Source organism: Paraplanobispora siamensis (assembly GCF_016863175.1).
Classification (GTDB): Bacteria; Actinomycetota; Actinomycetes; order Streptosporangiales; family Streptosporangiaceae; genus Planobispora; species Planobispora siamensis.
In genome coordinates this window covers 49,928-66,997 of sequence record NZ_BOOJ01000062.1, presented here as the reverse complement: position 1 = coordinate 66,997, position 17,070 = coordinate 49,928, and the positions used below count along the sequence as shown (strand labels likewise).

The 17,070-nt window shown below is 72.2% G+C and carries 18 protein-coding genes and 1 pseudogene; 8 read left to right on the top strand and 11 right to left on the bottom strand.

Features of this window, described 5'->3' with window-relative positions; genetic code table 11:
- Positions 1-1,105, top strand: a 1,105-nt coding sequence (locus Psi01_RS34110) for a neutral zinc metallopeptidase (protein ID WP_307819291.1), incomplete at its 5' end; no start/stop codon positions are given.
- Between the two features lie 666 nt (positions 1,106-1,771).
- Here the strand turns inward: Psi01_RS34110 and Psi01_RS43715 are convergent.
- Together Psi01_RS43715 and Psi01_RS43710 are read right to left on the bottom strand one after the other, a co-directional pair.
- A complete protein-coding gene (locus tag Psi01_RS43715; protein WP_239128234.1) occupies positions 1,772-1,984 on the bottom strand; it encodes a hypothetical protein in 213 nt (70 codons plus the stop codon).
- Between the two features lie 78 nt (positions 1,985-2,062).
- On the bottom strand, positions 2,063-2,389 hold the full coding sequence (locus Psi01_RS43710; RefSeq protein WP_239128233.1) for a hypothetical protein: 327 nt from the start codon (positions 2,387-2,389) through the stop codon (positions 2,063-2,065).
- Here Psi01_RS43710 and Psi01_RS43705 point away from each other — a divergent pair.
- Positions 2,292-2,945 (top strand): annotated as a pseudogene (locus Psi01_RS43705) (LCP family protein); the annotation flags it as partial. The gene Psi01_RS43710 and the pseudogene Psi01_RS43705 sit on opposite strands and share 98 nt — an antisense overlap.
- 74 nt (positions 2,946-3,019) lie before the next feature.
- Here Psi01_RS43705 and Psi01_RS44250 read toward each other — a convergent pair.
- A complete protein-coding gene (locus Psi01_RS44250; protein WP_275424632.1) occupies positions 3,020-3,145 on the bottom strand; it encodes a hypothetical protein in 126 nt (41 codons plus the stop codon).
- Between the two features lie 25 nt (positions 3,146-3,170).
- A complete protein-coding gene (locus tag Psi01_RS34100; RefSeq protein ID WP_204068271.1) occupies positions 3,171-5,219 on the bottom strand; it encodes a spermine/spermidine synthase domain-containing protein in 2,049 nt (682 codons plus the stop codon).
- 172 nt (positions 5,220-5,391) lie between these two features.
- Between Psi01_RS34100 and Psi01_RS34095 the strand changes: the two genes are divergently transcribed.
- Both Psi01_RS34095 and Psi01_RS34090 read left to right on the top strand, forming a co-directional pair.
- On the top strand, positions 5,392-6,744 hold the full coding sequence (locus Psi01_RS34095) for a S8 family serine peptidase (protein WP_204068270.1): 1,353 nt from the start codon (positions 5,392-5,394) through the stop codon (positions 6,742-6,744).
- 10 nt (positions 6,745-6,754) lie between these two features.
- Positions 6,755-6,988: a hypothetical protein gene (locus Psi01_RS34090; protein WP_204068269.1), complete on the top strand. Its 234-nt coding sequence runs from the start codon at positions 6,755-6,757 to the stop codon at positions 6,986-6,988.
- A gap of 28 nt (positions 6,989-7,016) precedes the next feature.
- On the opposite strand, the gene Psi01_RS34085 is transcribed toward Psi01_RS34090, so the two are convergent.
- The 6 genes from Psi01_RS34085 to Psi01_RS34060 form a co-directional block, all read right to left on the bottom strand.
- Complete coding sequence (locus Psi01_RS34085; protein WP_204068268.1) at positions 7,017-8,525, bottom strand: DUF2254 family protein; 1,509 nt, start codon at positions 8,523-8,525, stop codon at positions 7,017-7,019.
- Positions 8,526-8,647: 122 nt separating this feature from the next.
- Positions 8,648-9,511, bottom strand: a complete 864-nt coding sequence (locus Psi01_RS34080; protein ID WP_204068267.1) for a hypothetical protein — start codon at positions 9,509-9,511, stop codon at positions 8,648-8,650.
- A 159-nt stretch (positions 9,512-9,670) separates the two neighbouring features.
- Complete coding sequence (locus Psi01_RS34075; protein ID WP_204068266.1) at positions 9,671-10,267, bottom strand: TetR/AcrR family transcriptional regulator; 597 nt, start codon at positions 10,265-10,267, stop codon at positions 9,671-9,673.
- A gap of 16 nt (positions 10,268-10,283) precedes the next feature.
- A complete protein-coding gene (locus tag Psi01_RS34070; RefSeq protein ID WP_204068265.1) occupies positions 10,284-10,934 on the bottom strand; it encodes a maleylpyruvate isomerase family mycothiol-dependent enzyme in 651 nt (216 codons plus the stop codon).
- Positions 10,935-11,107: 173 nt separating this feature from the next.
- Positions 11,108-11,839, bottom strand: a complete 732-nt coding sequence (locus Psi01_RS34065) for an ABC transporter permease (RefSeq protein WP_204068264.1) — start codon at positions 11,837-11,839, stop codon at positions 11,108-11,110.
- Positions 11,836-12,717 (bottom strand): ABC transporter ATP-binding protein, encoded by an 882-nt coding sequence (locus tag Psi01_RS34060; protein ID WP_204068263.1) that lies wholly within the window; start codon positions 12,715-12,717, stop codon positions 11,836-11,838. Before Psi01_RS34060 ends, Psi01_RS34065 begins: the two co-directional genes overlap by 4 nt.
- Positions 12,718-12,791: 74 nt before the next feature.
- Here Psi01_RS34060 and Psi01_RS34055 point away from each other — a divergent pair, with 74 nt between their 5' ends.
- From Psi01_RS34055 to Psi01_RS34045, 3 genes are all read left to right on the top strand, one after another.
- Positions 12,792-13,484, top strand: a complete 693-nt coding sequence (locus Psi01_RS34055) for a TetR/AcrR family transcriptional regulator (protein WP_204068262.1) — start codon at positions 12,792-12,794, stop codon at positions 13,482-13,484.
- Positions 13,485-13,659: 175 nt separating this feature from the next.
- On the top strand, positions 13,660-14,148 hold the full coding sequence (locus Psi01_RS34050) for a nitroreductase family deazaflavin-dependent oxidoreductase (RefSeq protein WP_204068261.1): 489 nt from the start codon (positions 13,660-13,662) through the stop codon (positions 14,146-14,148).
- Positions 14,149-14,342: 194 nt separating this feature from the next.
- Positions 14,343-15,221, top strand: coding sequence for an ion transporter (locus tag Psi01_RS34045; RefSeq protein ID WP_204068260.1), 879 nt, complete (start codon positions 14,343-14,345; stop codon positions 15,219-15,221).
- Here the strand turns inward: Psi01_RS34045 and rpsD are convergent.
- Entirely contained in the window at positions 15,209-15,820 is a 612-nt protein-coding gene (rpsD, locus tag Psi01_RS34040) for a 30S ribosomal protein S4 (protein WP_204068259.1), read from the bottom strand. The two genes, Psi01_RS34045 and rpsD, sit on opposite strands and share 13 nt — an antisense overlap.
- 87 nt (positions 15,821-15,907) lie before the next feature.
- Here rpsD and Psi01_RS34035 point away from each other — a divergent pair, with 87 nt between their 5' ends.
- Positions 15,908-16,651 (top strand): DUF2470 domain-containing protein, encoded by a 744-nt coding sequence (locus tag Psi01_RS34035; protein WP_204068258.1) that lies wholly within the window; start codon positions 15,908-15,910, stop codon positions 16,649-16,651.
- Positions 16,652-17,070: the final 419 nt, after the last annotated feature.

Sequence of the window (17,070 nt, the reverse complement as noted above, 5' to 3'; positions counted from 1 at the left end):
GATCCCGCCGCAGACGGGCATGCCGTACGGCCAGCCGCCCCCGCCGCCCGCCCCGCCGCGGCCGCCCGCCTACCCGCCGCCCGCCTGGCAGCCTCCTCGGCCCCGCCAGGGAGGCGGCGCGGGTGTGATCGTCGGCACGGTCTTCGGCGTGCTCGCGCTGACCTTCCTCGGTCTCGTGCTCGTCGCCTCCGTGCTCAACTCCAACCGCCTCTCGGACACCGTCTCGCCGGTCGCGCTGCCCACCTACAGCCCGTCCGACCTGCCCACCTCCAGGCCGACGTACCGCTCCAGCGGCGAGTCCGGAAGGGAGCAGAGCTCCGACAGGGAGAGCAGCGACACCTCCAACCCGCAGACGAGCAAGGCCAAGACCCTCAACACGTCCCTGAAGGACAACTCCCTCTACGCCGCCCAGGGCCTGCCCCGGGTGCACTGTCCCGGAGGCGGGACCAGCATCTACAGCCACAGCCAGCTCAAGGCCCTGATCCTGAAGACCTCGCGGTGCATGGACAAGGCGTGGTCGCGGGTGCTGCGCGATCGGGGCATCGAGTGGCACCGGCCGGGATACGCCATCACGGCCACCAGGGGTCGCGGCGCCTGCGGGGACTTCCCCCAGGCCGGCAGCATCGTGCCGTACTACTGCCCGCGCAACACCACGATCTACGCCTCGACCACGGCCATGGCCAAGGGGTCGGGCAACTCGCTGGGCTACGGCCAGCTCACCAGCTGGCACGGCGGGATCATCAGCATGATGGCCCATGAGTACGGCCACCACGTCCAGCAGCTGACCGGCCTGTCCAACACCTGGTGGGAGCAGACGCTGCGCTCCACCAGCCAGAGCGGCAAGCTCGCGCTGAGCCGCAGGTTCGAGCTCCAGGCCACCTGCTTCGGCGGGATGTTCATGCGCGCGGCCTCGGCCAGCTACCCGGTCACCCCCGCGCAGCGCAACACGCTCTACTACTTCTACTCGCGCGTCGGCGACCACCCGGGCTATCCCCGCGACCACGGCAAACCGATCAACAACAACCGCTGGTTCCGCCAAGGGTTCGAGAAGAACAAGACCTTCCAGTGCAACACCTGGCGGGCCTCGTCCTCCACGACCTCCTAGGTTCAGCCCCCGTTCATGTGACCTTGGCCATCTGTCTGTCATGTCCAGGTATGGGGGCTAGAATCCAGGGCAATTCTGTGCAATCGGGGGACCTCGGCCATTTTGCCAGGTGGACCGGGACGAAGACGAAGTAGGAAGCGGTGTGACGATGCACCTTGGGCAGGACTCGGGGGATCCCACCGGCGGGGGCGGGAAACGACGCCCCCGGCGGCGCGGTGGCCGCGCACCCCGTCCGGGCGACAAGCCGGACCGCAACGCCGGCCGCACCCCGAGCCTGCCGGAAGAGGACGAGACGGGTCCCCACACCGGGCAGATGGCCGCCATCCCCGCGGACCCCGCGGCGGGGCCCCCGGCGGGGCAGGCGTCCGCCCCGGCCGAGCCCGTGGACGGCCCCCAGACCGGCCAGATGGCCGTCGCCCAGATCATGGCGGCGGGCGCCGGCCGGGAGCGGGAGGCGGTGCGCGAGCGCAAGGTCGCCCCCGCCGGGGACCCGCATGAGCGCATGGTGGCCTCCGGGGACGGACGGCCCCCGCACACCTCCGGCAGCGGACGGCCCCCGCAGCAGCGCGGGGCGGCGCCGGAGAACAGGTCCCCGCGCGAGCGCGAGACTCCCGCCCTGGTGCCGAGCCCCCGGCCGGCCGGCGACCCGCCGGGTTCCGGCGGGGATCACGACTCCCCGAAGCGGCCGCGGTTCGCCCGGCCGCTGACCGCCGGCGCGCTCATCGGCTGGACCGCCCTGTCGGCGATCCTGCCCGGTGCCGCGCACCTGCGGGCCGGGCGCAGGCGCGCGGGCTCCATCCTGCTCGGCGTCTTCGTCCTGCTGCTGATCTCCGCGGCGGTCGCCGGATTCCTGCTGAAGGACAACGTCGGCTTCGCCACCCGCGACAGCACGCTGACGCTGGGGATCGGCCTGGCCGCCCTCGGCGCGCTCGGCTGGTTCCTGCTGGTGCTCTCCTCCTACATCACGCTCGGGCCCAACCGGCTCAACGGCGCGGGCCAGGTCGTCTCCGGCATCGTCGTCGGCGTGCTGTGCGTGGCCGTGATGACCCCCTTCGCGCTCACGGCGAGCACGGTGCTGACCGCCAAGGACACGGTCAACGAGATCTTCCCGAGCACCCCGGACGACTCGGCGGCCACACCGATCAAGGCCGAGGATCCCTGGGGCGGGCGCGATCGGGTCAACTTCCTGCTCATCGGCGGTGACGGCGCGGGCAACCGCGAGGGCATCCGGACCGACAGCATGAACGTGGCCAGCATCCACATCAAGACCGGCAACACGGTCATGTTCAGCCTCCCGCGCAACCTCCAGCACGTGCGCTTCCCGCCCGGCAGCCCGCTGGCCAAGCAGTTCCCCAACGGCTTCATGCGGGAGCTGCCCAACGGCGGCCTGCTCAACGAGGTCTGGCAGTACGCCGAGGACCACCCCGAGGTCATGGGCGGCCGCAAGCACCAGGGGCCCCGGGCGCTGATGGACGCCATCGGCTACACGCTCAACCTGGACATCGACTACTACGCCCTGATCAACATGTACGGCTTCGCCCACCTGGTGGACGCCATCGGCGGACTCAAGATCAAGGTGGAGCAGGACGTGAAGTACGGCGGCAGCTTCGGCACCGCCGGCACGATCAAGGCCGGCCACCGCACGCTCTCCGGCGAGGAGGCCCTGTGGTACGGCCGCTCCCGCGTCGGCAGCGACGACTTCTCCCGGATGGCCCGCCAGCGCTGCGTGATCGGCGCCTTCGCCCAGCAGGCCACCCCCGGCGTCGTCCTGACGAACTTCACCAAGATCGCGGGCGTGGCCAAGCGGGCGGCCCAGACCAACATCCCCCGCGACCTGCTGGAGCACCTGACCGAGCTGGCCCTGAAGGTCAAGGACGCCAGGATCACCAGCCTGCAGTTCGTGCCGCCGGAGTTCTACACCGGCTCCCCCGACTGGCAGAAGATCCGCACCGCGACCGCCCGGGCCCTGAGCCAGTCGACCCGGCCCACCCGCCGCGCCCTGGCCGGCCGGGCCACGCCCTCCCCCGGCGGCAGCGGCACCCTCGCGCCGTCACAGGGCCGCGGCTCAGGCCGCGGGCCGGGCGGCCCTGGGCAGCAGGGCGAACGCCCCCAGATAGAGCAGCCCGGCGATGACCAGCAGGGCCTGGTAGCCGACGAGCAGCGCCAGGTACTCAAGGCAGCCGCCCACCATCGCGCCCAGCAGGTTCGCGCCGAAGGCCGTGGTCCCGTCGGCGGAGTCGGCGAACCGCTTGGCGAACACCACGTTGGCCGCGAAGATCGGCAGGAAGGCCACGACCACCGCGACCACCGCCCGCAGCGGCACCGGCAGGCCCAGCAGCCAGGAGGCCGGCACCAGCCAGGCCAGCACCAGGCCGGCCAGCAGCACGCCGTACATCACGGGCAGCGACGGGGTCCGGAAGCGGCGCGTCACCTCCACCGCGGCCAGCACCGCGACCAGCACCCCGGCGAACACGATCGCGTTGACCACCCAGGTGGTGCCGAACAGCAGCGCGAACCCGGTCACGCTCTTGGTCTCCAGCAGCAGGAACGCCACGCCCAGCAGGAACAGGTCGGCGTAGGGGCGCATGCGCGTGTACGGCCCGGCCACCGCGCGCACCGCGAGCATGCTGACCAGCAGGATCAGGCCCAGGGTGATGACGTAGATCTCCGGGATCGTCCGGTCCTTCAGATAGAGGAAGGGCCGGTCGTCGCCGGAGGGCGGCGGAGTCTGCGCGGTCGCGCCCGCCCACCCGCCTCCGCAGGCCTGGTCGGCGGCGGCGAGCCCCGCGGTGATCACGGCCTGCTGGCCCTGCCGGCTGACCACGTCCACGCAGGGCTTGTGGCCGAAGGCGGCCTGCATGGTGGAGGCGAGCCGGTCCACCAGCCAGCTCTCGCGGTAGTAGTTGTACATCGAGAAGGTGCCGCCGGGCTTGAGGTGGTCCCTGGCCGCCTCCATCGCCTCCCGCGTGAACAGATAGCTTTCCAGCCGCAGCGAGCTGGCGCCGGAGACCAGGGTGAGCGAGTCGGGCAGCGCGAACAGGATCAGGTCGTACTTGCGGTCGGTCTGCTCCAGGAACGCGCGGCCGTCGGTGACGTGCGTGGTCACCCGGGGGTCGGCGTAGGGCCGGTCCGGGTGGTAGGTCCCGCCCAGCTCGCGCAGCTTGGGGTCGATCTCCACCGCGTCCACCCGCCCGGCGCCCTTCGACAGCGCGATCGCCACGTCGGTGCCGCTGCCCGCGCCCACGATCAGCACGTCGTCCAGCCGCCCGGCGGCCGAGCGCTCGTAGGGCAGGGCGTACTGCCGCTCCCACTCCAGCCGGTTGGCCGCGGGGACGGCCCGCTGGTGCGGGATCCCGTTGACCTGGATGTCCATCACCCGCACCCCCTCCTGGTCGAAGTGGGTGTGGGTCACCTTGTAGTACGGCGACCACAGCGCCCCGGCGGTCAGCGTCTCGGTGGCCAGCGCCGCGACGACCACCAGCGACGGTATCGCCACCGCCACCCGCGACCAGGCCTGCTTCGGCTGGAGCAGGACGGCGTAGGAGATCGCGGTGATCACGCCCCACACCACCGGGGGCGCGCCGAGGAACGACAGGGCGGTGAACAGGGCGATGCCGGTGAGGCTGCCGATCAGGTCGTAGCGGTAGGCCTCCAGCCGGTCCAGCTCGGGGAAGCAGCGCCCGACCAGCTCGGCCGGGCCCATCAGCACGAGCGCCGCGGCGATGAAGATCACCGGCAGGATCACCCAGGGCGGCGGCCCGGCGGTGCTGAGGCTGGTCCAGTACAGCACGCCCTCGGTCTGCCGGTCGACGGTGACCGGGAACATCAGGACGACCATCACCAGGACGGCCAGCGTGACCGGCGAGTAGTACGGCTGGCGGGTGGTCCGGCCCACCCGCAGGAACCCCAGCCCGATGCCCAGGAACGAGCCGAGCAGCACGAAGTTGGTGAAGTAGCTCAGATGCACGATGTTCGAGCCGGTCCACCGGATCAGCGCCAGCTCCAGGAAGAGCATGAACGCGCTGGCGACGACCAGTCTCGGCCGGGTGCTCAGCCAGTGCGCGGACGGGGCGTCGGGACGGGGAGGAGGCGTGGTCTGCGCCGCTGCGGTCATGGCGTCCAAGCTAGTGATCCCTGCCCGTGTGGGGAAGGAAAAACCAGCATCGACGGTTCGCGGGGATTTGCGGACATGCGGCCTGGTCGGGGCGGGTTTGCAGGGGTGGACGTGATCGCTGGGATGCAGGAATGTGGTGGAGGTCGTTTCCCTCCGACCCCGGTGGTGCATCATGCGCGTTCTGATCCAGCTCCGCCCTTCAGCCGAGATCGTCGCCGCAGTGCTCGATCCCGGCGTGACCACGACCCCGGCCGACGTCGCCGACGGCCTGCCCGGAGTCGTCCTCGACCCCTCCTTCACCCCGGTGGCGGTGCCGCGCCCGGTCCCGCCCGCCGGGGGCGACCCGCTGTCGATGAACCAGTCCATGACGTTCTCGCTGGCCGCCGAGGACGCGTCGGTCCTGGTCCGGGGCGAGATCGCCGACGACGAGCTGGCCGCCCGCCTGCCCCTGCTGTCGGCGTACCGGCGCGACGTCGTCGGCGTCTTCTCCGACCCGGTGATCGAGCCCAACATCACCTGCGGCGGCGATCCGCCGGTGGGCGACTGGCACGACGTCGAACGGCTGCTGGACGTCGGGGGACTGGCCGAGGACGGCCTGGACGGCGCCGGGGTGGCGCTCGCGGTGCTGGACACCGGGATCAACCTCGAACACGTCGTGCGCCACCTCGGCCGGGAGGCGGTCCTGGACAAGGAGCGCAGCTGGATGCCGGGCAGCGTGGACGGCACACCGGGGGCCTTCGAGGTCGACCACGGCACGATGTGCGCCTTCGACACGCTCGTCGCCGCGCCGCGGGCGACGCTGCTCGACCTGCCGGTGCTGCTGTCCCGGCGTCAGGGCGGCTCGGCCCTGGACGGCCTGCTCTCCGACGCGGTGGCGGCCTTCGCCCATCTGCGCGACGTGCTGACCGCCCAGCCCGAGGAGAGCCGGGCCCTGGTCGTCAGCAACAGCTGGGGCTCGTTCTCCCCGCGCTGGGACTTCCCGGTGGGCCACCCCGGCAACTACTCCGACAACCCCGCCCACCCGTTCAACGTGATCGTGGCCAGCCTGGAGCAGGACGGCGCCGACATCCTGTTCGCGGCGGGCAACTGCGGGCGCGACTGCCGCGACGGCCGGTGCGCCTACCCCGACCGGCCGATCGTGGGCGCCAACTCCCACTCCCGGGTGCTGTCCGTCGGCGGCGTCGACGTCCGCAACGAGCGGGTGGGCTACTCCTCCCAGGGCCCCGGCCGCCTGTCCCAGCGCAAGCCCGACCTGTGCGCCTACACGCACTTCTCCGGCTCCAAGGCCTTCGGCGACGACGCGCCCGACTCCGGCACCTCCGCGGCCTGCCCGGTCGCCGCCGGCGTGGTCGCGGCCGTCCGCACCCGCTGGCCCGCCACCCGCCTGACCCCAGGCCAGCTGCGCGTGCTGCTGCGCCGTACCGCCGAGGACCGCAGCACCGTCGGCTTCGACTACGACTACGGGTACGGCATCGTCGCCACGAAGGGGATACGCGACGCTCTGCGCCGGAAAGCGTGCGCGTAGCGTAGGGTGCATGCTTCTCGTGACGGTACGGCTCCCGCCCGAGGCGACGTTGACGGACGCCATGGAGATCCTCGGGCTGTCGCAGGAGGAGGTCGACATCGGCTACGGCCTGGTGTCGATCGACCCCGCGCACGGCCTGTACGTCCTGCGGGTCTCCGAGGCCGCCGCCCGGCGCATCGATCCGGCGACGGGCACCGGCGTCTACTCCGACCCGCCCATCGAGCCCTTCGGCCCGCCCCGCTAGGAACCCGGCCCGGACAGCCGGGAGCGCCTCACCGGGGGTGGGCCGCCTGGGGCTCGTCGGACGCCTTGGGCAGGAGCCGGGCGGTGGCCTGCGACAGCAGGTCCCGCACCTGCGCGACGCGGGAGACGTCGTAGTCGTGCTCGCGCAGGACGCGTTCCAGCTCCCGCAGCGTCTCGGCCAGCTCCGGCGCCTCCGCGTGCTGGATGACGGCCGGCAGGACGCTGTCCAGGGCGGTGCCCACCACGGCCCGGTCCCGCTCGGTCCGCAGGCGCGCGATGGTGCCGGTGAAGGCGCGCAGCGTCTCGGCGCAGGTGTGCACCTGCCGCGACTCGGCGGTGGCGATGACGACGGCGGCCAGCGCGCCCACGATGCGGGAGGCCGCACCGTCGACGTAGACCACGGGGACCACGGACGGCTCCCCGGGGCGACCGGCGCCTCCCTCCCGATCCTGCCAGTCCTCCCCGTCTTCCAGGTCCTCGCGTGACACACGGTCGCGTTCCCCGCCGGCCAGGCAGCGCGCCAGCAGGTCGCGCAGCGCGCGCACCGCGGTGATCGCGGTCTGCGGGCTCTGCTGGGAACTGGACGAGGCGGCCCAGGCGATGTTGTTCAGCTGGCCGGTCGCGTATCCCATCTCCACGTCGACGTCGCGGATGTCGTTCAGCTCGAAGGCCTCGCGCACCGCGTCGTCCCAGGAGTCGTCATCGGCGTCGACGCCGGCGATCAGGGCCGTCACGTCGCCGAAGACGAGATAGTCGCCCAGCGCGCCCCGGACGATGATCTCCACGTCGTCCCCGGCCTCGGCGGCCACGCGGGCCAGCGCGTCCACATCGACCGAGACGACGTATCCGCTGTCGTACACCGTGACGCCGCGCTCGCGTCCGCTCGGTTCGCTGGTCCGTTCGGCCCGGGTACGGCACAACAGGACGAGCTCCCGCTCGCGGGCGCGCAGCGCCAGCTCGTGGATGGAGCGCACCACCGACTGCGGGCGCATCTGGTCGATGGTGCCGTGGATCAGCAGCAGCAGGATGACCAGCGCGACGACGGCGAGCACGAGGGTGATCGCGGCGCCGTACACCGGCGCGGGATCGCGCCTGGCCGGCCCCAGGATCAGGAAGCAGAACGCGGACGTGCCGACGAAGAAGCCGAAGTAGACCTGGTTGGCGGTGCGGCGCAGGAACTGGTCGAAGACCACGGCCGTCAGCGCCTGCGAGGTCTGCTGCACGGCCAGCAGGAGCACCGAGAACGTGATCGAGGTGACCGTCACCACGCTCGTCGCCACCGCCGAGACGAACTCGATCGAGCCCTCGTCGGGCACCAGGGCCGCGGCGATCTCCCGCAACGGCGCCCGCTCGTCCGCCGAGGCGTCGAGGAGCGCCACGAGCACGCCGGCCACGCAGAAGGCGAAGATCATCAGCAGGGGCAGCCTGAGGAACTCGGCCACGCCCCGGCGCAGGCGGCCGGTCACGTGCAGCCCTCCCGCGCTGCGCATGGGGTCGCGCAGCGCGGCCTGGCGCGTCCTGGAGCCGGTCGCGGTCATCGTCCCCCTCCTCCGCGTTCGTCAGAGCCGGGGGTACCTCCGGCCTACCCGCCGTCGGCGCCGTGACTCCTGCGGCGGGCCGTCGGACGCTCCAGGCCGGGTTCTCCCGGCCGTTCCGGCCCTCACCGCGCGGAGGCCGAGCCCGGCCGGGAGCGGACGCCGCGCCGCCGGCGCAGGAGGAGGCCGGCGCCGGCGGCCAGGACGAGCAGGAGTCCGGTCGCCACGAACGTCCGCCCGTCGGGACCGGCCTCGCCGCCGCCTCCGGTGGCGGCCCCGCCCTTCGGGGTTCTGACCACCCCGTCCCGGGGCGTGTCCTCCTCCGCCTCCACCGTTTCCACCGCGGTCGCGGTCGCGGTCGCGGTGACGGTACGGGTGGGCTGCGGGTTCACGGGTGCCGGGTCTGAGTCGTCGTCCGGGGCGCCGCCCGGGTCGTCATCCGGCCCGCCGGTCCCGGCGGTCACCGTCAGGGGGTAGGTCGTCAGAGCCTCTTCGTTGAGCACCTCGCACTCGATCTCCGGTTCTGTGGGCCGGGGCCCGAAGTTGATCGCGGCCGGCCGTACCGTCCCGGTGCCCGCGCTGTTCGGGGTGGTCCGCAGGGGGACCACGCCCGACGGCAGGGGGATGATCTCGCCCGCCTCCGGCGTGCCCAGTTCCCCCACCCCGGTGGCGGAGGTCAGGCCGGGGAAGTCGCTGATGGAGGCGTAGGCGTACAGCTTGGTGCCCGCGGTCAGCCCTCCGGCGGGCGCCAGCAGCTCGGAGCCCCGGACGTACGTGCCGCGCCAGCCGATGCTCAGCTGCTCGCCCGCCGTGGCGCCGGTCGGCATCGTCAGCTGGATCGTGACGTCGACGTTCTGCCTCTCCCCCGTGGCCTTCGCGGTGCACTCGTATTCGACGACCTGGGTGATGACCGCGGCGCCGGCGGCGGGCGCCTGCTGGTGCGGGAGAAGGGCCAAGGTGACGGCCGGGAGGATGAGGCGGACCCGCAAGGCTGCTCCTGGTGCGACAGATGGTGGCACAGGAGAGACGGTGCGTGAGGGCGTCCGGTTGACAGTGACCGGCCCTGTTCCGTCCTGAAGTTTCCCGCTCCGGGATGGAGTGTCTCTTCGGGATGGAGTGTCAGGGTGTCAGACGGTGAGGCGGCCGCGTCAGTGACGCAGCAGGGAGGTCAGCAGGCGCTGGGCCGCCGCCCCCATGGTGGCGCGGGCGGCGGCGGGGTCGTCCGCTCCGGCGATGACCATGCCGGCCTGGACCAGCGAGCCGTACAGCAGGTGCGCCAGCGGCTCGGCGGGCTGTTCCTCGATCACGCCGGCCGCGATCGCGTCGGCCAGGCCGCGGGCCAGCAGGTGCCGTGAACAGCGGGGGTTGTCGAACCGATGCCAGCGGTCCCAGCCCAGCACCGACGGGCCTTCCTGCAGGAGGATCCGCTGGACGGGCCGTTCGAGACAGGCGTCGAGGAAGACGTCGGTCCCGGTGCGGAGCCGGGCGGCCGGGTCGTCGCCGGCCGTGGCGGTGGCGGCGAGCACGCGGTGGAAGATGTCCTCCTCGATCGTCTCCAGGACGGCGAGGAAGAGCTGCTCCTTGTCCGCGAAGTGGTGGTACAGCGCCCCGCGGGTGACCTCCGCGCGGGCCACGATCTCCGCGGTCGGGGTGTCGGCGTAGCCCCTGTCGGCGAACAGGGCGACGGCCGCCTTGATGAGCGCGCCGCGCGTCGCCTCGCCCTGTTCCACCTTCCGGTTGCGCACACGCTCATCGTAGGGGTCAGCGGTAGATGTTCACGCTCTCGTCGAGACCCACCTCGGCGGGATCGATCCGCCCGGTGGCGGCCAGCATGAACCGCAGGGCGTCGGCGCGCACGAGCGGTCCCCCGCCGCCGATCTCCGCTTCTCCGGCCCCGCGCTCCCGGAGACCGGTGAGGCTGACCCGCGCGGGTCCCCATCCCTTGCGGCCCAGCTCCTCCAGCATCCACCGCACCGACGCCGCCAGCCCCGGACCGCGCTCACTCGGCCGGCCCAGAGCGGAGCGGACGTCGTCGGCGTGCATGTAGGTGTCGTACCAGAGGGTCAGGACGCCGTTCCCGATCGTCCGGTCGGGGGCCATGCTGGGCCGGTCCCAGGCGGAGACGGCCGCCTCCAGCAGCGCCCGCAGCTCGGCCGCCGCCTTGCGCAGCTCGGCGGCGTGGTCGTGGTCACGGAGGTCCGCGGCCTGCTGGTCGGGACTGCGCGCGCCGATGGTCAGCGCGACGGTGTCCAGCGCCCCGCCGGTGACGTGGCCGGCCACATCCCGTACGGCCCAGCCGGCGCACCGGGTGGGCGTGTCGAGCTCCTGCGGGGACAGGCCGCCGACCAGGTCGGCGAAGTCCTCGTATTCGGCGATGAGCCCGTCGATCGTCTGCGTGGGGGTGAGTTCCATGCCCTTGTCCTCTCCTGCCGGGTGGCGGGCCTGCGGGTGTGGGCACGAATATACATACATGCAGTCTGTACGTATAGAGCCGGTTCACTCCGCAGGCCCGCCTCCGCCGGGTCCGCGGCAGGTGCCGTGCGCTCCCGCGTTCGGGTGTCAGGCGTTCTCCCGCGGTTCGGGTCTCAGGCGTTCTCGCGGCTGAAGATGCGCGTTCCGACGGCCACGCAGGCCACCGCGAGGACCGCGGTCACCGCGACGCCCGTCGCCACCGTCCAGGTCGCGTAGTGACCGGCGAACAGGTCGCGGATCGCCTCCACCACGTGCCGGAACGGGGTGAGGCGGGAGATCGCGTCGAGCCAGGCGGGGGCCATGGACATCGGCAGGAACGCCCCGGAGAGCAGGACCAGCGGGATGACCGCGGTGCTCACGATCGGAGCGAAGGCGTCCGGATCCATGACCAGCGCGATCGCGTTGGACAACGCGGCCAGGCCGACTCCGAGCAGCGTCATGAGGGCCAGCCCGGCCAGCACGCCGGGCAGCGGCGCGCGCAGGCCGAAGGCGTAGCCGGCCGCTATCAGGATGACCGACTGGATCAGCACGGTGAGGGAGCTGCCCAGGACCCGGCCGAGCAGCAGTGCCGTACGGCGCGCCGGGGTGACCCGCAGCCGCTCCAGCACCCCGGAGCGCGCGTCGAAGACGATGCCCACCCCGGACAGGCCCGCGCTGAACAGGCCGACCTGGGCCAGTAGGCCGGGGACCAGCGTCTCCCAGGTGCCGATCGTGGCGAACAGCGGGCCGAACAGCGCCAGGTAGAGCATCGGCTGCAGGACCCCGAAGACGATCCCGGCCTTCTGCCGCAGGACGATGCGGACGTTGTGCCGCGTGACGAGCCAGGTGTCGCGGACGGCGTTCATCGCGCCCCCCGCTTCCCCGCCGCGGCGGCCTGCCCGGCCGATCGCGCAAGGGCGCCTCCGGCCGCCGGGACGTCGTCGGCCTGCCCGTCCGGGGGACCGGGGTCCCCGTGGGGCCCTCCGGGCGGCGCGCCCGGTTCCGCCGCCTCGCCGTCCTCTCTCAGGGAGCGGCCGGTGATGGCGAGGAAGGCGTCGTCGAGGGTGCCGGCGCCACCCTTGAGCTCGGCGGGGGTGCCCTCGGCGACGACCGTGCCGTGGTCGATGACGACCAGCCGGTCGGCCAGCGTGTCGGCCTCGTCGAGATAGTGGGTGCTCAGGAAGACCGTGAGCCCGTCCTCGTCGCGCAGGCGGCGGATGTGCCCCCACAGGTTCGCCCGGCTCTGCGGGTCGAGGCCGGTGGTCGGCTCGTCGAGGAAGAGCAGCGACGGCCGGTGGACCAGGCCGAACGCCAGGTCGAAGCGGCGGCGCTGACCGCCGGAGAGCGCACCGCCTGGCCGCGCGGCCAGGGCCGTCAGCCCCAGGCGCTCCAGCGTCCCGGCGACCCGCTCGCGCGCCTCGGCGGCGCCCATGCCGTACAGCCTGGCGTGCAGCTCGATCTCCTCTCCCACCGGGGCGGACGGGCCGACCCCGCCGCCCTGGGACACGTAACCGATGCGCCGGCGCACGCCCTGCGGGTCGGTCACGAGGTCGTGCCCGGCGATCACGGCGGTGCCCGCGGTGGGGCGCAGCAGAGTGGTCAGCATCCGCATGGTGGTCGTCTTGCCCGCGCCGTTGGGGCCGAGGAAGCCCACGATCTCTCCCGCCCGCACGGTCAGGTCGATGCTCCTGACGGCCTCGACGCCGCCTTTGAAGGTCTTGGCCAGACCCGATGTCTTGATCATTTCACCGCCTCCATTTTTAGAGTAACACTAATTTTAGAGTGACTGTAAAATTTGTCCGGCACTAGGATGGAGGCATGAGCGAAGGCCTGCGGGAACGCAAGAAGAGAGAGACCCGCCTGCGCATCTCCGACATCGCGACAGGCCTGTTCCTGGCCAAGGGCTTCGACAACGTGACCGTGGCCGAGGTCGCCAGGGCGGCCGACGTCTCGGTCAACACCGTCTTCAACTACTTCGCCACCAAGGAGGACCTGCTCCTCGACCGGACCTCGGAGGTGGAGGAGCTGCTCGTGCGGGTCTTCCGGGAGCGCGGGCCGGGCGAGAGCGTGCTGGAGGCGGTGCGCCGCGACTTCCTGCAGGCCCTGGGGAGCGGCCACTACCGCTACGGGTTCCACGAGGGGGGCGACGTCTTCATCCGGATGATCGAGACCAGCCCGTCCCTCAGCGCCCGGATCCGGGAGATGAACGAGACCCGGGAACGCATGCTCGCCGAGGCCATCGCCGAGGATCTCGGCGCCGACCCCGACGATCTCACCCCCGCCGTGGTCGCCGCGCAGATCGGCGCCACGCTCCGCACGGTCGTAGGCCATGCCGTACGGCGCATGCTGGCCGGAGAGACCGTCGAGGCCATCACCCCGGACCTGCGGCGGCGGGCCGAGCAGGCCTTCGCGCTGCTGGAGAGGGGGATCGGCGACTACGGGGCCCGCCGGGAGAGGCGGCACGGATCGCAGGGCGGCCGAGGAGTCACGGGCGAGCGCGAGAGCGGGTGAGTGAGCGAGCCGGTGGGTGCGCGGGCGGGTGAGCGCGCGGGCCGGTAGGCGGAGGGCGGGTGGGTGCGAGAGCGGGTGAGTGCGTGGGATTCTACCTAGCGCTTGCTACGATCAACGTCGAGCGGCCCTCCGGCCGCGGGAGTCCCGCACACCGCAAGCACACCAGGAGTCCACCGTGGGTGCCCGTCTCATCGCGCGGCTCAAGCCGTTCTTCCAGTGGCTGGCGGCGACCGACGCGTTCATGAAGGCCGGACCGGTGATCGTCCCCCGTCTCGACCGGGCGATCCACCGCCTCACCGGCGGAAAGAGCGTCATGAGCGATCAGATGCTCCCCACGCTCGTGCTCACCACGACCGGCGCCAAGAGCGGCCTGCCGCGCCCGACCCCGCTGGCCTGCCTGCCGGAGAGGGACGGGTCCTTCCTGGTCGTCGGATCCAACTTCGGCCGCGAGCACCACCCGGCCTGGAGCGGCAACCTGCTCAAGAACCCCCGGGCCGCGGTCTCCTTCCGCGGCCGGCAGGTCCCGGTCACCGGCCGCCTCCTGGAGGGCGGCGAGCGGGCCGAGGTCTGGCCCCGCCTGGTGCGGATGTGGCCGGTCTACGACCGCTACACCGAGAAGTCCGGCCGCGAGCTGCGCGTCTTCCGCCTGTCCCCCGAACCCTGACCGCCGCCACGGGCGGCCGGAACCACGAACCCGCCCCTGCTCGGCGAGAACCACGGACCTCGTCCCCGCTCGGCCGCATCCCGGGAGCCGGGGCTTTCCATCTGCCGGGCACCGGCCTCTCCCCCGGCGGCCGGGGTCCCGGGCATCCGTTATGATCTTGCGCTGTCCACGATCCTCCGCCCCCGGGAGTTCCGGTGCGTGAGCGCGTTCGCGCCGTCCTGGAGACCTCACGCTTCCAGCAGATGATCATCACCGTCATCGTGATCAACGCGGCGACCCTGGGGCTGGAGACCTCCGCCGACGTCGTCGGGCGGTACGGCACGGCGCTCACGATCGTCGACCACATCGCGCTCTACGTCTTCGTGGCGGAGCTGGCGGCCAAGGTCTACGTCTACCGCGGCCGGTTCTTCCGGGATCCGTGGAACCTCTTCGACGCCTCGATCGTGCTGGTCTCCCTGCTGCCCACCGCGGGCGGCCTGTCGGTGCTGCGGGCGCTGCGGATCCTGCGGGCGCTGCGGCTGATCTCGGTGGTGCCGAGCCTGCGCAGGGTCGTCACCGCGCTCCTGACCGCGGTGCCCGGGATGACCTCGATCGTGCTGCTGCTCGGCCTGGTGCTCTACGTCGCGGCCGTGATGAGCACCAAGCTGTACCAGAGCACGGCGCCGGCGTACTTCGGCGACCTGCCCACCTCGCTGTTCACCCTGTTCCAGATGATGACGGGGGACGGGTGGTCGGACATCACCCGCGAGGTGATGGACGAGCATCCGTGGGCGTGGGTGTTCTTCGTGCTGTTCATGCTGGTGTGCACCTTCGTCGTGCTCAACCTGTTCATCGCCGTGGTGGTCAGCGCGATGGAGGAGGAGCACGCCGAGGAGTCGGTGCAGGCGACCGAGGAGCTCGGCACGGTGGTCCTGGCCGAGCTGGCCGCCCTCCGGGCCGAGGTACGGGAACTGCGGGACCGCGTCGCCGCAGCGCCCAACGGCGACCGGCCCGCACCGGACCGGCCCTCCGACGTCCGGCCGGGCCGCAAGCGGCGCTCCGGCGGCCGGACGGCGTCGCGTCAGCGGGAGTAGAACTCCACGACCATCTGCTCGTCCACCGGGACCGCGATCTGCTCGCGCAGCGGCCGGCTGACCACCGTGAAGCGCAGGTCGGCGTGGCTGACGTCCAGATAGGAGGCGATGCGCTCGTCGGCGTAGACGCCCTCGGCGGCGACGAACGGCTGCATCCGGCGCGACCTCTCGCGCACCGCGATCACCTGGCCGGGCTTGACCAGGTAGCTGGGGATGTCCACCTTGCGGCCGTCGACGGTGATGTGCCCGTGCGAGATGTACTGGCGGGCGGCGTAGATCGACGGGGCGAGACCGGCGCGCAGGACCAGGGAGGCCAGGCGGCTCTCCAGCAGCACCAGCAGTTCGGCGCCGGAGCGGCCCGGGCTGCGCAGCGCCATGTCCCAGTAGCGGCGCATCTGCCGCTCGGAGACGTCGTAGTACCAGCGCAGCTTCTGCTTCTCCATCAGCCGCAGGCCGTAGTCGCCGGTCTGGCGACGGTTGGTCTTGCGGCCGTGCTCGCCCGGCGGGTAGGGGCGCTGCTCGAAGTAGCGCACGGCCTTGCGGGTGAGCGGGACTCCGGCGCGGCGGGAGAGCCGCACCTTGGGTCCGGTGTAGCGCACAGTCGCTCCCTTGTGGTTAGGTTTGCCTTACTGAGGTAAGGCTTACCTTAGACGCAATGACCGCCCGATCTCAAGGAGAGCCGGCTCATGCAGCGCCCCGTCACCGCCCCGCCCGTTCCCGAGCGGGTCCGCACCCTCGCCGCGACCGCCGCCCCCACCCACCTCTCCCTCGCCGGCACGACCGAGCCCGCCATGCCCGTCAAGGGCGGGGTGGACGGCTCGGGCCGCCCGGTCCTGCTGGTCAAGCCCGGTGAGCCGCTGCACGGCGCGGACGGGCACGAGCCGGTGGTCACGGTGGACCTGACCGCGAGCCGCTCGCTGGGCGGCCTCGAGCTGTCCCGGGGCCTGCTCAAGGTGCAGGGCTGGCTGCAGGCCGTACCGGCCGGCGAGCTGCGCGGGACCGCGGTCGCCATCGCCGAGCGCTGCCCCGACGAGGCGCTGTTCGAGGCGGTGGAGGGCCCCGCGAATCCGGACGGGCCGCGGCTGCTGCGCGTGGACGTCGGTCAGGTGATCTATCTCACCGGCCCCGAGTCGGGCGTCCTGGACGCCGAGGAGTATCTCGACGCGGCCCCCGACCCGCTGACGGCCGAGGCCGAGCGCATCGTCCACCACGTCAACGAGGCCCACCGCGACCGCCTGGAGAGGGCCCTGTGCTCCCTGCTGCCCTCCGGGGTCGTCGACCCCTGGCTCTGGGAGCTGGACCGCTTCGGCGTCACCGTGCGCTCGGGCGGCCTCGACCGGCCCGCCCTGATCCGCCTGCCCTGGCCCGCTCCCGTCGCCGACGCGGGCTCCCTGGAGGCGGCCCTGCACTGCCTGCTGTGCCACCACTGACGCCGCCACGCCGGCGACACCGCTGACGGCGGGAATCGCGAGAATCGCGGGGACCGATGGAATCCGGAACATGTCACCGGAACGGCGGGACGGGAGAATCAACAGGCGCATTCCGGAAAAATCCGCGCATTACCCGGCCGCCGGCGGGCGGAGTTTCCAGTGAAACGCGTTGTCCCGGAACCGGAATTCCCGTTCTCCCGGCGCGCCTCCCGCGTGCTCCGGATGACGTGGTCGGCGAATCCGCAGTACCCGGCCCGCGACAGGACGTGCCGCTTTCCACTGACAGCCCGCCGGGAGGAATTCTCATCCGCGGCGTATCAGGAAAGACCTTTCCCACCCGCCGGGGCGGCGGGAATTCCCTTCTCCTGACCGGTCGTTTACCCGCTTGCCGGGCATGGCGGCCCGTCCAGCGGATACAA